Consider the following 12,928-nt stretch of genomic DNA (forward strand, 5'->3'; position numbering starts at 1 on the left):
CTCTATACTATGACATTTATTTGATCAGATTTAGATACTCTAACATGAAAGCACTTTTAGACTTTGTGCCACTCATTATTTTCTTTTATTTATATAAGACAGTAGACCCTAAAGACACCAACCATCCATTACTCCAGCTGATTGGCTCCGCAGGCGGTGTCGACAATAACAATATTCTTGTGGCAACCACAGGTCTGATCATTTCCATGTTAGTGGTCTACGGCGCGTTATTTGTTTCGCAAAAATTCCGTCTGGACAAACAGCAATGGATCGTATTGTTTATGACGGTCATCTTCGGTGGCATCACCCTGATGCTCAGTGATGATTTCTATATCCGCCTCAAAGCAGTTTTGCTAAATCTGGTGTTTTCTGGCGTATTCCTGCTTTCGCCATGGTTCAGTAAAGATAAAAAACCATTAATCCAGCGTCTGTTTGGACCGGTGTTTAATTTAACTGAAAAAGGCTGGTTTAAGCTCAACTATGCCTGGGCAGCGATGTTTGCAGTGATGTCATTCTTGCATTGCTTCTTTGCTTATATGTATATGGATGGAAAATATTGGGGTGAATTTACCGCATTTGGTGACATGATCGTGATGTTTTCCTTTATCATTATTCAGTTCATTGTATTGCGCAAATACTTTAAAGCTGCTGAATAAAAGTTAAACTAAATCATCGAGAACTGCCATGTCATTATTTGTTGTTACCTGCACCGACCAGGAAAGTACAGTAGAAAAACGTCTTGCAATCCGCCCCCAACATCTTGAACGTCTGCAAAAATTAGATGATGAAGGTCGTTTAATCGTTGCTGGCGCGATGCCAAAAGAACCGGGTAATCCTCAAGCAGGTTTTTATGGCAGCACCATCATTGTGGACTTTGACAGCCGTGAAGCATTAGATGAATGGTTACAGGAAGAACCATTTTTAAAAGAAGGCGTCTATGCTCATATTGACGTTAAACCATTCAATAAAGCATTCCCACAAGGATAAGGTACATGCACGCTGTAATTGCCAGTTTAATCGGTCTATCCCTTGCCTGCACAACTGCCTTGGCGGTTGAAGCGACACCAGCAGCAGAACTTGCTGCTACCCCAGCGCAAAATACACCAGCAACTGTGCAAACCGCGGTGGCAAATACGCCACCGCAAACGCTGCCTGCCAATAAACCTGGCATCATGCCTGTGGCTGCTTCAAATAATCCGCTCGTGCAAAACCCTGCTGCCAAGCCGTTAACTGCGGAAGACATCGCCAAAAACAAGGCTCAGCAAGATGCTAAAGTAAAGGCATTGGTCAAAGATCAGGCGACACGTCTGCAACAACTGGAAAAAGCTAATCTTGAAGCGCTGACCCAAAATCAGGAACTCCAGCTGAAGAACGATAATCTCGGAGTTCAGGTGCAGGTACTGCAAAGTGAACGCAGTGCGCAAATGTTCCTCTACGGCGCTGCAACATTGGCTGTAGGCGTACTACTCGGCTTCCTGATTGCGAGCTATGTTTATACCAAACGTCGTCGTCAATGGTAAGCTATTCCCTTTCCTGATGTATTGAAGGTTGTATCCGTTTTGTCTCACGCAATTCAAACTGCCGATCTCGATTGGCAGCTGGTGGATGGCATTGATGTGCCGGTTTCCAAACAGTTTGGTGATGTTTACTTTTCTAAGGACAATGGCCTGCTTGAAACGCGTCATGTGTTTTTAAATGGCAATGATCTGAGCACTCGCCTAACCGAATTAAAACCTTTTGAATATTTTTGCGTAGGTGAAACGGGCTTCGGTACAGGCCTTAATATTCTAGCCTTATGGCAACTCTGGCAACAGGTACGTCCAGATAATCACAGCCATCTACATGCGATTTCAGTTGAAAAATTCCCACTTTCTAAACCTGATTTGATCCGTGCCTTAAATGCCTGGCCCGAACTAAAACCACTCGCAGATCAGTTGATTTCCCAATATCCAATGCCAATTGCTGGCTGTCATCGCCTTAGCTTTCCGGATGAGCGATTCTCACTGGATTTATGGCTGGGTGATGCACATGATATCTTTCCAGTAATCGAAAAAACTGCGCCAGTCAATGCCTGGTTCCTGGATGGTTTTGCCCCTTCCTGCAATCCGGATATGTGGGAAGAAAATGTGCTGAATAATATCGTGCGACTCTCTGATTACGGTACGACCTTTTCCTCTTTTAGCGTCGCCGGCGTACTGAAACGCGGGCTCAGAAATCATGATATTTCTATTTCACGTCCCCGTGGCTTTGGTCATAAACGCGAAATGTTGAAAGCAATCTGGAATCCGCCTAAAGCTGAAGAGCGAGCAACAGAAGTTTCTGAAGATCATACTCAAAAAAAAACTTCGCTAAATAAAGAATTAAAATATCAAGCACGTCAGATTGCGGTGATTGGCGCTGGTATTGCCGGTTTAAGTACTGCTTGGGCATTTGCCACACGCGGGCATCAAGTCACACTATTTGATCAAAATGCACCGCTTTCAGGAGGTTCTGGTAATCCCCTCGCCCTGCTCAATCCAAAACTGTCTTCGATTGCTCAAAGTGCTGAACATTTAATGACCCAAGCTTGGCAACATGCGCTAAATCATTATCCACAGTTCAAAGCCTTTCGCCCACTTCAAGTCCAGCAGCTGGCATTAAAAAATCCAGAAAACCTATTAGCACTGGAGGATGAGTATCCTAGCGGTATTTTGGAAATTCCTGATCAAGATCAGCAGTCTTTAGCGACGGAATATCCAGCACTGGCATTGCTACAAGCAGGTGGTGTATCGCCACAGCAGCTACGCGATGAAATTCTGCAACACGCTAATATTCATTATATCCAGTCGCAGATTAGCCGGATTGAGCCACTGTCTCGTCCAGAACTGTTTGCTGATGATCAATCTTTAGGACAGTTTGACCATGTCATTGTCTGTACCGCACTGAATACGCCACAATTGCTGGAAGGACATCCCGAACTGAAACCAATTCGTGGACAGGTGAGCTGGGTCGAAAATAGTGAACAACCACTCGATCCAAATATTGCCTATAGCTACGGCGGTTACTGTATCCAATTTGATGAAAAGCATTTGTTGCTAGGTGCTTCTTTCTGTATCAATCGCGATGATGTCGAAGTACTGGAAGAAGACCATATACATAACCGTGAACTGATCCATTCGGTATTTCCAGAGTATGCACAGAATTTGGCGGATGTCAGTGAGTGGCAAGGTCGTGCTTCCGTTCGTGCGCAGAGTAAAGATTATTTTCCATTACTTGGAAAACTTAAACCCGATCAGGAAATTTATAGTCTTGCTGGCTTAGGTTCCAAAGGCTTCCTGTTTGCACCACTATGCAGTGAAATCCTGTCTGCACAGATTCTAGGAGAAGCCTGTCCTGCATCTACGAATATCATCAAGAAACTGGATATCAGACGCTTTGAAAAGAAAGTAAAAGTGAAGAAGCCTTACTTTAAGCCTGAAGGTTAAAGAAAGTCCCTCTTTGAAAAAGGGAGATTTAGGGGGATTATAAGTAAAGAAAATCCCTCCTTTACGGAACAATGTTCCTCACCCTTTAGAAAAGGGAGGAGTCCCCTCTCCTTTCAGGAGATGAGCAGCACTGCTGCGCAAGGGAGAGGTCAATAAACTATCCTTTAAAACAAAAAAGCGCCTGACGGCGCTTTTTTGTTTTAAAGCTTAATCAGGCACCCTGTTCCAGCGGCAAGCCTGCATCACGGGCAGCACGTGTACCACCCATCAGGATGACATATTCACGAGAGCTGTCGAAACCCTCTAGTTTTTCAGCAGCACGAGGGGCTTTACTACCTCCACCACACAGGATATAAATCGGCTGATCCGTGGACACTTGAGTAAGGCTCTCTGCTGAAAGATCGTTAATGGGCTGGTTTACCGCCCCTTTAACATGTGCTTCAGCAAAAGCATTAGAATCACGTACATCCCAGATTACGGCACCTTCTGGGAACTCAAATGTTGTAATTTCTTGTTTACGGATCATTGCGCACTCCTTTGATGTAAACAACACTTGGCAAATTGAGAAAACATCCCTAGCATCTCAGATATTCTTTCCATTTGTAAAGGTCTAAACTATGCCTTCTTTCGATATTGTTTCTGAATTAGAAATTTTTGAAGTAAACCATGCGGTTCAAAACACGCAAAAAGAGATTGCGACCCGGTTTGACTTCCGTGGTCAGGACGTTTCAATCGAGTTGAACGAAAAAAATAAAGAAATCAAAATCAAGACTGAAAGTGATTTCCAGTGTGAACAAGTTTATAGCATGCTAGAAAATCACTTCTTTAAACGTAAAGTAGATATTCAGGCGCTTGATCCACAAAAAGGTGCACCTTCAGGTAAAAACTATATCCAAGTGATCAAACTGAAAGATGGTCTTGACTCAGATACTGCAAAAAAAATTAATAAAGCCATTAAAGAAAGTGGCATTAAAGCGCAGTCTTCTATCCAAGGCGACAAAATTCGTGTGACAGATAAAAAGCGCGATACTTTGCAACAAATTATGGCATTCCTGAAAGAACAACAATTTGGTGTGCCTTTACAGTTCAACAACTTTAAAGACTAAGATAGTCTATTTTCGGATAATAGAACCATGGCCAAAAGCAATCGACTCTCCAAACTGGTAAAAGCAAGTTCACAACTTCCACACGGCATTCGTACTGCACTGCTGAGTAAAACCTTTGGACGTGTGGTACCGATGGTCGGTTCTGCCCGAATCCGCTATGAACAGGTCAGCCACGACCAGGTGGTTGTGAGCATGGCTAATCATAAAGCCATGCAGAACCATATTGGTCAGGTTCATGCCTGTGCCATGGCACTGCTTGCAGAAACAGCCACAGGATTTGTCACCGCAATGAATGTACCTGATTCTGCAATCGTTCTGATTAAAAGCATCAAAATTGATTATAAACGTCCGGCTCAAGGCGCAATGCGTGCCGTAGCAACCTTGACTGCCGAGCAGCAGCAACTCATGCAAAGTACAGATAAAGGCGAAACATTGGTATCGGTGGTCGTCACCGATGAATCCGGCGAAGCACCTATTCAGTGTGAAATGCTATGGGCATGGATCGCTAAATCGCAGCTTAAAACGAAAGCGATATCTTAATTTTTTAAGAATATGTGCTAACTGAATTTGGGATTATTTAAAAGTATCCTCATCCTCTATCAAGATATTGACTGCTTGCTCCCTTCTCAGCTTAAAAACTATTTAATTTTTTTAACTTTAAAATCAGTGCTTAAGAATTTAAATTTCCAAAAATAAAAAACCAGACATATCGTCTGGTTTTTTGCATTCATCAATTCGCTTGTTGAGCATCAATGAACTTCTGTTTTGCTTCATCTGGAATCGGACGCTTATTGCCTTTGACATCTACAGCAACAAAGGTAAATACCCCTTCTGTGACACGTACAGGTGGACGGGAGTCATCGTGACTATCCCACACTTCGATCTGCATTTGAATCGAGGTATTCCCTACTTTCAAAATCTTGGTATAGCAACTGATTACATCACCAACTTTTACCGGCACCAGGAAAGTCATCTGATTAATCGAAATCGTTGCACAACGTCCTTTGGAAAAACGTTCTGCGTGGATCGCACCGGCCAAGTCCATTTGTGAAACAATCCAGCCACCGAATACGTCACCGCTCCAGTTGGTATCTGCTGGCATTGCAATTGTCTGTAGGGAAAGAACTCCCTCTGGTTTTACATGAGAATCTGACACGTTAACTCCAGGCCTGGGTATTAGGATTTGGCATTCAGATGTTGATCCAGCCACTGTTGCAGCTGAGGTGCTCTGAGCGCGCCACTTATTCTAGCAATTTCATCAGTTTTATTCATCAAAACCAGTGTTGGAATGCTACGAACATTAAATGCAGCGCTGAGTCTTGGATTCGCTTCAGTATCAATTTTGGCAAATACTACATTCGGATACTGCCGTGCCACCATTGCAAAATGTGGTGCCATCATCTTGCACGGCCCACACCAGTCTGCCCAGAGGTCAATCAGAATCGGTAAATCACTGCCAGTGACGAACTGGCTAAAATTCTGTTCATTGAGTTCAATCGGTGCAAGTGGAATTAAGCCCTGATGACACTGACCACATGCAGGACTCGCGGTGAGTTTATCTTCAGGCACACGGTTTTTGGCCTGACATGACGGACATACAATGATCATCTAACGAACTCCAATATATTGATGTAAGAATTCTAATTGGGTCGAAATTGCTTTTTCAAACCATTCCCCATGATATATATCAAAATGCTGCATATTCCACTCATGATATTGGGCAAATGGTGCAATATTGGTTACTGTCTCACGACTAGACTCAATCGGAATCAGGCTATCCTGTTTTGCAGCGATAAATAACACCGGAACCGTAATCTTGCGCACATCCTGAATTGGTCGGTAACGAATCAGTTTAAAGAATACCCGGGCTGGTATTTCTCCACTCCAATAATGGTCGGGGTGAACGATTGAAAGGTAACCTTGGTAACTATCTGGTGTCGGCAAGAAACAAAGTTCATTTTGGGCAACGACGGGTAAAGTACGTGGAGCCATCCCGACTTTGGAACCCATATAGTCTTGACTGGAAATCTTCAGGGCTTTGGGTAGTTGCTGTAAAGGATACAGTTTGGCACTTTCTGCTCCATCAACAAATGGTACCTGTACCATAATCGCCTGTACATCTTTGGATTCTGCAGCAAGTGTCAGTGCATAACCGCCACTCAGATTTGTTCCCCAAAGCACAATACGTTTGGAATCAAGAGATTTACGCGCTTTGACATGAGCAATCATGGTTCGCCAGTCTTCAAGCTGGGCTTTAATCGAAACCAGTTCTCGTGGTCGGCCGGTACTGCCGCCCCAGTAGCGATAATCAAATAAAATGACTGCATAACCGGCTGCAGCAAACCGTTGAGCATATTTGACCAATTCAAAATGACGTAAAGCGGCCAAACCATGCGCCATTAAAATTACCGCTGGCTTTTGTATATTCTTGGGGCGATAAAAATCAGCAGCAATGACATCTTGACCGCTTTTGACATACAGTGGTTCAACTGTATATGCGTACATACGCGCTCCGTTGCGTTATTTTATGGTTGTATTCGTTTATAAAAATTCCAGATCTTTCTGCTCATTTTTGAGCTTAATGCTATCATAAAGCATATCTTTATAAATTAAATGATGGAGTGACATCATGAGCGAAAATGTAGGCTTTGCAGGTCAAATTGGTCCAGAACATATCGAACAAGTGGTTGAGAAAGGTTTTAAATCGATTATCAATAACCGCCCGGATATGGAAGGCGGCCCGGATCAGCCGACCAGTGCACAAATTGAAGAAGCTGCTCGTGCAGCAGGCCTGGATTATGTGCATCAACCTGTGGTTGCAGGTCAGATCACTGAACTCGATGTCCGCACTTTTGCCAATCACTATAATGAACTACCAAAACCATTGTTGATGTTCTGCCGTACAGGTAACCGTTCTAATAACCTGTATCAAATCGCGAAACAAATGGATTTGTTGGATGACTAATTGCTTTTGAAAATATGCAATGCTTGGGCTGCCTAAGCATTGCTACATTCAGCTTTGCTGCATAATTAAGTTGGTCACTTACTCCTGAAGTTAGTGTAGCCAGGTAAATTAATAACCCCTAGTTTCAGGAATTAATACAACAGGGCTTTAAATTAATCATCGTCAACCGTCCGGATCAGGAAACTGGTAATGAGATATCGGTTGGTCAGCTTCGTACTATTGCAGAGCGCCATCATGCCAGTGTGATTTATCGACCTGTTATTAATGGGTAAATTACACAACAGAACATTGAAAATTTTCCAAATCCTATAATGAATTATCTAAACCCATTTTAATGGTGTGTCGCAGTGGTACACGCTCTGTTGCCTTATTTAACAAGGCAAATAAACAAGGATTCATTTATGAATAAACTTTTACTGATCATCTGTTTAAGCTTGAGTTTTGTTGGTTGTAGTTCAATGAATGTTCGGCCGACTGTGGGTGTGAGTGTGGGAACCACAATTTAAAGTTAGCTCCCATAAAAAAAACAGCGCCGAAGCGCTGTTTTTTTATTCAAATTATTGTAGTAAAGGCATGAATGGATCCACCTGAACACAGTTATTACCGTAAGGACTACTGTCAAATGGTTGACCTGTTTCTGCATCAAAGTCATCTTTAAGCAATCCTAGTGTATATACAAAACTAGAATTAATATTTTTTGCACTTACATTTGTTTGTGCTCTAAATTCAACAGTTTGCCAACCAGCATATTGCCTTAAATATTGTACGCTAAAGTTAAACTTACCTGTAGCATCAGTCGTATAAGTAAAGCTTGGCGTAATATTTCCAGTCGGATCTACAAAACCTGTAGCAAGTTGTATATTAGATTTATTTGATAACTCACAATAAGATTGTAAGCGTGAAGGTAATTCTAATTTTTCAACATTACTAATTCTATCCTGAGTCTGCTGCACTTGATTTTTAAATTGATTAACAACCGTTTGCTGTTGATTCACTCTCTGCTGCTTAGCATTGTTTTCAGCACTAATTGCTCTACTTAAATCATCATTTAACTCTTCTAATTGAATATTCAGAACATTGATTCTTCCCTGAATTGTTGCAATTGAAGCTTGGGCTGCTTTAATCCTAACTTCATCTTCTGCATTTTGAGCTAATGCTAATGCAGTATTTGCATCAGCTAAACTTATTCTTGCAGAGCGTATTGATTGCTGCGTCGTTCTTATACTATTTTCTAAATTAGAAATAGCTGTCGATTGAATCGGTGCATTCTGTAAATTCGTTAAGATAGCTTCTTGTTGGCGCAAGTTAGAATTTTCTTGCAATAATTGATTACGAACAGGAATTAAACGTTGATTTCGTAAATCTTGCAATTTTTCTTTTGTTGTAAATACACCTGAACCAGCACGTAGTAAGTCAATATTCATTGTTACTTTGTAATTTGATAAAGGATTACCATTGATATCTACCACATGCGCTGAAAGTGCTTCTCTGTAATATAGTGCATCTGAAGATTTTTCTAATTCACTTGATTTACCAAAGGTGATATTACCAATCGGCTGTTCTACATGTCCTTTTGATACATTGAGTTTGAGTGTTTGCTCACTAAGCTTTTCATTCGCACTGCTAATTGTAGCATTTAAAATAATGCCCGATTTAATGAGTGTATCAGCTAGTGTACCTTCAGTTCTTGGTAAAGTAATACTATATTGAGCATTACCATCAGCATCTGTTTTCTTAACTGAACTACCTAAAATAGTAACTCTATTATTTTTTGTATTAATAACTGATAATGTGACATCCTGATCAGCTACTCCTCCCCCATTACCATCAATTGCTTTGACTGTAATAGTCGCGTTATCACCGGTAATAACTAAAGTAGGTTTATTAGAAGTCACTTCCAAATGGTACTGAGCAATCTCAGAGGTTGGAATAGATTCGATTACTTCTAGTTTTCTAGCTTGAGATGTAATTTTTCCAGTTCCATCTTTAAAAGTAGCGCTCAAATTAACGCCATTAGCGATAAGATCGCGAGAGTTTAAAATATTTGATGGATCTAATGATAAATTAAAAATTGCGTTACCATTTGAATCTGTGATTACTGTCGAACTACCATCAATCGTTATTCCATTTGATTGAGTATTGTCAATTGCAAGAGTTACTGGCTGATCAGATACACCACCACCATTTACATCGACTAGTTTAACAGTCACGACTACTGTATCACCCGTCACTAATAACTTAGGTTTATCACTGCTCATCAAAATATGATAATTAGTAGGCACTGCATCAGGATTCGTTACTGTTTCTCCATCCGTTGAATCGCCACCTGTAGAAGGACTCCCGGTGCCATTATTATAATATCCGTCACTACCACCACCGCCACAGCCGGCCAACACAAGCGCTAATGTAAGCACTGACAATTTCGTACTCAATTGTTTATTGATCATGTAAACCCCGAAGACCCTAATTAAAAAATGTGTTATCAATATTTTTTTGTTGATTATGTAATCATAGATAAATTTTTATATAAATAAAAGCAAGAGTCATCTTTTATATGCTAACTTTTAATTAAAAATTATTCCAATAGAGTAAGTATGTACGACCTCATCATCATCGGTTCAGGCACCGCAGGCATCACCGCCTATAAAGAAGCAATCAAACACACCGATAATATCCTGATCATTAATGCTGGTTCTTGGGATACCACCTGTGCACGAGTCGGCTGTATGCCCAGCAAAGTCCTGATTGCCTCAGCCAATCGTATGCACCTGCTTCAGCATGCAAGTGATTTAGCTTTGGATGTAAATACTAAGGTTGACTCTACAAATGTCATGTCACGTGTTCGTGAATTACGTGATTTCTTTACCCAGGCTACTCTTAAAGAAGTCAATCAATGGAATCCAAAACATAAAATTTCAGGTCATGCCAACTTTGTTGATTCACAAACAGTAGAAGTAGATGGAAAAACTTATCAAGCTAAAAGTTTTATTCTTGCCGTAGGTTCACGACCTAATATCGATACGAAACAAAAAGAAGCACTAGGTGATCGGCTGCTTAGCTCTAATGAAGTGTTTGAGCTTACTACCCTCCCTCAGTCACTGGCAGTAATTGGTAGTGGTGTGATTGCAATTGAACTTGCACAAGCGATGCAACGCTTAGGAGTAAAAACTACTGTCTTCGCTCGTAGTCAAAAAGTTGGTTCTCTTACAAGCCCTGTACTCCAGGAACTCGCACAACAACAACTCAGTTCAGAACTTGAAATTAAATTTAAAACTGTCCCTGATGAGATGATCCAAAAAGGTAATAAAGTTCAAATTAAATTTAAGCAAAATTATCAATCAGAAATTTTAGAAGTCGACTACGTATTAGCGGCAACTGGTAGGACTAGCAATCTCGATCAACTCGAACTAGAAAAGATTAATAGTTCTTATACAGACATCAAAAATCTTCCTATTGATTCCTCTACAAAACAGTTAGCTAATCACCCTATTTTCATTGTAGGTGATGCTGCACCTGATGCCCCTATTCAACATGAAGCAGCATACGCAGGTAAAAAAATCGTTAAAAATTGTCTGAATTATCCAGATATACAAGCAATTCCAAAACTGACTCCTTTAGGCATTGTGTTTAGTCAGCCCGAGATGGCCATTATAGGAAAGAATTACCAGCAACTACAGAGTGCAGGAACTGATTTTGTTACGGGTTTTGTTTCTTATGAAAGACAAGGCCGAGCACGAGTGGAAGCAACCAATATGGGGGGTGCAGAAATATATGTAGACAGGTCTACACGTAAACTTTTAGGTGCAGAGCTATTTTGTGCTCAGGCAGAACATTTAGCACATCTACTTGCTTGGCTGATTGGTGAAGAGCTGACAATTGATCAGATTCTAGAAAAACCATTCTATCATCCAACCCTAGAAGAAGGCCTACGTACTGCACTTAAACATGCACGTCGTCAGTTGACTGATTAGTATTAAGTTCATTTTCACTTAATACATTTACAAAGCGCTGCCTATGGGAAATAAACCGATCCAGCCAGCGGTGTGCTGCAAGTAATTCCAAGGTTCTAGCAGCACTTAATTGATTGCTAGAAGCATACTGATTAATTTTTTCACGAAGTTCAGCATGATGCTGTTTTGTCCATTGTTCTAACAAAATCAGTTCACTGTGCAACATCTGATTTTTATCATAATCTTGTAAATCTGAAGCATCCTTCCAAGAGTTTCCAAAAGTTTCAACAAAATCCAATAAAACTTGATATAAAGCAGGCTGCGTCCGAATATCTAAACTATAAGACAATTGCTCCAAATCACTGCGGAATACTTTGAGATAGACAACTTTTCTGAGTAGTGCCAATAAACGTGCCTGCTCTTTGGTATTTTCAGGTACAGTAATTTGAGCCAAATATTGTTTGAGCTTTGCAATGAGTTCATCTTGTTGTTTAAGTTGACTGGCTGCAACCAGCTGTCCATCTTTAAATGCTGCAATGAACCATCCATATTGTTGCCACACCGTTTGATCAATGACATGTTCAGCATTCGCAACTGCCACTGCCGGTACTGAAAGACTTGACTCATCCAAAGACTGAATCAAACTATCATCATCTGTAGGAATCAGCCAGGTTAGAAAATGCTTAAACTGTTCGATAAAAGCATTAATAACACTGCCCCCCACAGACTAAATGCCGTATGAAAAGCTGCAACAATAACAACAGAATCCCAAGAAGCCAGCAAATGACCTTTTTTAGATAACCAAAGAAAAAGTGGACTTAATACAACAAATGCAAAAGTTGCACTCATTAGATTAAAACCTACATGTACGGCAGCCGTTCTTTGCGCATTACTATTCGCACCAATCGCTGCCAAGACTGCCGTAGCCACAGTTCCAATATTTTGACCAATAACCAATGATCTGACTCGCCAATGCAGTAATCGTAGTCGTAATTGCAGCACTGGATGACTGTAAAATGACCGTCATCACCAGGCCAATCATGACCAGTAATAGCTTCGAGAAAAAGTTGTGAACAGTAAATACTGAAAGATCTATATGACTTGAAAGACTAGACATCGCCATTTACAACAACTCTATTCCATAGAAAATCAGACCAAAACCTGCAATTGTTAACCCTATTAATGCTACCCGACCCTGAGCTAAAATCTTGAGTAAAGCACCAGTTGCAATTAATGGTAAAGCAAATTGTCCAATCGAGAATTTGACCCCAAGCAGTGCCACCATCCAGCCGGTAGTAGTAGTGCCAATATTCGCACCGATAATCACCCCAACCCATTGAGCAAAGGTCAGTACACCTGCACTCACAAAACCAATCGTGGTGTTATCGGCAGTGTAAAAATGACCCCCTAACGGCATTTAAAAACTGACCCCCTTGGTTAATA

17 protein-coding genes and 1 pseudogene are annotated in these 12,928 nt (G+C 41.0%); 9 read left to right on the forward strand and 9 right to left on the reverse strand.

Features of this window, described 5'->3' with window-relative positions; all coding sequences use genetic code 11:
- The first annotated feature begins 44 nt into the window (after positions 1–44).
- From BS636_RS02725 to mnmC, 4 genes are read left to right on the forward strand one after another with little or no spacing between them, the layout of a single operon-like run.
- A complete protein-coding gene (locus tag BS636_RS02725) occupies positions 45–656 on the forward strand; it encodes a septation protein IspZ (protein ID WP_099337404.1) in 612 nt (203 codons plus the stop codon).
- Between the two features lie 28 nt (positions 657–684).
- Entirely contained in the window at positions 685–987 is a 303-nt protein-coding gene (locus BS636_RS02730; protein WP_099337405.1) for a YciI family protein, read from the forward strand.
- A 5-nt stretch (positions 988–992) separates the two neighbouring features.
- Positions 993–1,520, forward strand: a complete 528-nt coding sequence (locus tag BS636_RS02735; protein ID WP_099337406.1) for a hypothetical protein — start codon at positions 993–995, stop codon at positions 1,518–1,520.
- A gap of 39 nt (positions 1,521–1,559) precedes the next feature.
- The gene (gene mnmC, locus BS636_RS02740) at positions 1,560–3,464 is read left to right on the forward strand and encodes an FAD-dependent 5-carboxymethylaminomethyl-2-thiouridine(34) oxidoreductase MnmC (protein ID WP_099337407.1); all 1,905 of its coding nucleotides are present in this window, start codon (positions 1,560–1,562) and stop codon (positions 3,462–3,464) included.
- A 211-nt stretch (positions 3,465–3,675) separates the two neighbouring features.
- On the opposite strand, the gene BS636_RS02745 is transcribed toward mnmC, so the two are convergent.
- Positions 3,676–3,990, reverse strand: coding sequence for a rhodanese-like domain-containing protein (locus tag BS636_RS02745; RefSeq protein WP_099337408.1), 315 nt, complete (start codon positions 3,988–3,990; stop codon positions 3,676–3,678).
- A 91-nt stretch (positions 3,991–4,081) separates the two neighbouring features.
- On the opposite strand from BS636_RS02745, the gene BS636_RS02750 reads away from it, so the two are divergent.
- The gene (locus BS636_RS02750) at positions 4,082–4,570 is read left to right on the forward strand and encodes a YajQ family cyclic di-GMP-binding protein (protein WP_004816006.1); all 489 of its coding nucleotides are present in this window, start codon (positions 4,082–4,084) and stop codon (positions 4,568–4,570) included.
- Positions 4,571–4,597: 27 nt separating this feature from the next.
- Positions 4,598–5,110: a DUF4442 domain-containing protein gene (locus BS636_RS02755; protein WP_099337409.1), complete on the forward strand. Its 513-nt coding sequence runs from the start codon at positions 4,598–4,600 to the stop codon at positions 5,108–5,110.
- A 190-nt stretch (positions 5,111–5,300) separates the two neighbouring features.
- On the opposite strand, the gene BS636_RS02760 is transcribed toward BS636_RS02755, so the two are convergent.
- From BS636_RS02760 to BS636_RS02770, 3 genes are all read right to left on the reverse strand, one after another.
- Complete coding sequence (locus BS636_RS02760; protein ID WP_416202909.1) at positions 5,301–5,672, reverse strand: acyl-CoA thioesterase; 372 nt, start codon at positions 5,670–5,672, stop codon at positions 5,301–5,303.
- Positions 5,673–5,746: 74 nt separating this feature from the next.
- The gene (trxC, locus tag BS636_RS02765) at positions 5,747–6,178 is read right to left on the reverse strand and encodes a thioredoxin TrxC (protein ID WP_099337411.1); all 432 of its coding nucleotides are present in this window, start codon (positions 6,176–6,178) and stop codon (positions 5,747–5,749) included.
- Positions 6,179–7,075 carry an alpha/beta hydrolase gene (locus BS636_RS02770; protein ID WP_099337412.1) on the reverse strand — a complete coding sequence of 299 codons (897 nt, stop codon included), beginning with the start codon at positions 7,073–7,075 and terminating at the stop codon, positions 6,179–6,181.
- A gap of 124 nt (positions 7,076–7,199) precedes the next feature.
- Between BS636_RS02770 and BS636_RS02775 the strand changes: the two genes are divergently transcribed.
- Positions 7,200–7,535, forward strand: a complete 336-nt coding sequence (locus BS636_RS02775; protein WP_071321295.1) for a TIGR01244 family sulfur transferase — start codon at positions 7,200–7,202, stop codon at positions 7,533–7,535.
- Between the two features lie 122 nt (positions 7,536–7,657).
- A pseudogene (locus BS636_RS16425) lies at positions 7,658–7,944 on the forward strand (beta-lactamase hydrolase domain-containing protein); the annotation flags it as partial.
- A gap of 148 nt (positions 7,945–8,092) precedes the next feature.
- On the opposite strand, the gene BS636_RS02785 reads toward BS636_RS16425, so the two are convergent.
- Positions 8,093–9,982: a hypothetical protein gene (locus tag BS636_RS02785; RefSeq protein ID WP_099337413.1), complete on the reverse strand. Its 1,890-nt coding sequence runs from the start codon at positions 9,980–9,982 to the stop codon at positions 8,093–8,095.
- A gap of 147 nt (positions 9,983–10,129) precedes the next feature.
- Between BS636_RS02785 and BS636_RS02790 the strand changes: the two genes are divergently transcribed.
- Positions 10,130–11,506 (forward strand): dihydrolipoyl dehydrogenase, encoded by a 1,377-nt coding sequence (locus BS636_RS02790; protein WP_099337414.1) that lies wholly within the window; start codon positions 10,130–10,132, stop codon positions 11,504–11,506.
- Here the strand turns inward: BS636_RS02790 and BS636_RS16430 are convergent.
- Genes BS636_RS16430 through BS636_RS16445 form a run of 4 tightly spaced genes read right to left on the reverse strand, consistent with a single transcriptional unit; the run spans position 11,475 to position 12,902 of the window.
- The gene (locus tag BS636_RS16430) at positions 11,475–12,209 is read right to left on the reverse strand and encodes a hypothetical protein (protein ID WP_228206923.1); all 735 of its coding nucleotides are present in this window, start codon (positions 12,207–12,209) and stop codon (positions 11,475–11,477) included. The genes BS636_RS02790 and BS636_RS16430 overlap by 32 nt on opposite strands.
- Positions 12,158–12,400, reverse strand: coding sequence for a hypothetical protein (locus tag BS636_RS16435; protein ID WP_228206924.1), 243 nt, complete (start codon positions 12,398–12,400; stop codon positions 12,158–12,160). The genes BS636_RS16430 and BS636_RS16435 overlap by 52 nt, the downstream gene beginning before the upstream one ends.
- A complete protein-coding gene (locus tag BS636_RS16440) occupies positions 12,378–12,608 on the reverse strand; it encodes a hypothetical protein (protein ID WP_228206925.1) in 231 nt (76 codons plus the stop codon). Before BS636_RS16440 ends, BS636_RS16435 begins: the two co-directional genes overlap by 23 nt.
- Positions 12,609–12,902, reverse strand: coding sequence for a Na/Pi symporter (locus BS636_RS16445; RefSeq protein WP_228206926.1), 294 nt, complete (start codon positions 12,900–12,902; stop codon positions 12,609–12,611). It lies immediately after the preceding gene.
- Positions 12,903–12,928 lie beyond the last annotated feature (26 nt).

Source organism: Acinetobacter sp. LoGeW2-3, from assembly GCF_002688565.1.
Lineage (GTDB): Bacteria > Pseudomonadota > Gammaproteobacteria > Pseudomonadales > Moraxellaceae > Acinetobacter.

Bases quoted from the DNA above. Each gene is read 5' to 3' on its own strand.
- BS636_RS02725 (WP_099337404.1), top strand. From the start codon at position 45: ATGAAAGCACTTTTAGACTTTGTGCCACTCATTATTTTCTTTTATTTA.
- BS636_RS02730 (WP_099337405.1), top strand. From the start codon at position 685: ATGTCATTATTTGTTGTTACCTGCACCGACCAGGAAAGTACAGTAGAA.
- BS636_RS02735 (WP_099337406.1), top strand. From the start codon at position 993: ATGCACGCTGTAATTGCCAGTTTAATCGGTCTATCCCTTGCCTGCACA.
- BS636_RS02745 (WP_099337408.1), bottom strand. From the start codon at position 3,990: ATGATCCGTAAACAAGAAATTACAACATTTGAGTTCCCAGAAGGTGCC.
- BS636_RS02750 (WP_004816006.1), top strand. From the start codon at position 4,082: ATGCCTTCTTTCGATATTGTTTCTGAATTAGAAATTTTTGAAGTAAAC.
- BS636_RS02755 (WP_099337409.1), top strand. From the start codon at position 4,598: ATGGCCAAAAGCAATCGACTCTCCAAACTGGTAAAAGCAAGTTCACAA.
- BS636_RS02760 (WP_416202909.1), bottom strand. From the start codon at position 5,672: ATGCCAGCAGATACCAACTGGAGCGGTGACGTATTCGGTGGCTGGATT.
- trxC (WP_099337411.1), bottom strand. From the start codon at position 6,178: ATGATCATTGTATGTCCGTCATGTCAGGCCAAAAACCGTGTGCCTGAA.
- BS636_RS02770 (WP_099337412.1), bottom strand. From the start codon at position 7,075: ATGTACGCATATACAGTTGAACCACTGTATGTCAAAAGCGGTCAAGAT.
- BS636_RS02775 (WP_071321295.1), top strand. From the start codon at position 7,200: ATGAGCGAAAATGTAGGCTTTGCAGGTCAAATTGGTCCAGAACATATC.
- BS636_RS02785 (WP_099337413.1), bottom strand. From the start codon at position 9,982: ATGATCAATAAACAATTGAGTACGAAATTGTCAGTGCTTACATTAGCG.
- BS636_RS02790 (WP_099337414.1), top strand. From the start codon at position 10,130: ATGTACGACCTCATCATCATCGGTTCAGGCACCGCAGGCATCACCGCC.
- BS636_RS16440 (WP_228206925.1), bottom strand. From the start codon at position 12,608: ATGGCGATGTCTAGTCTTTCAAGTCATATAGATCTTTCAGTATTTACT.
- BS636_RS16445 (WP_228206926.1), bottom strand. From the start codon at position 12,902: ATGCCGTTAGGGGGTCATTTTTACACTGCCGATAACACCACGATTGGT.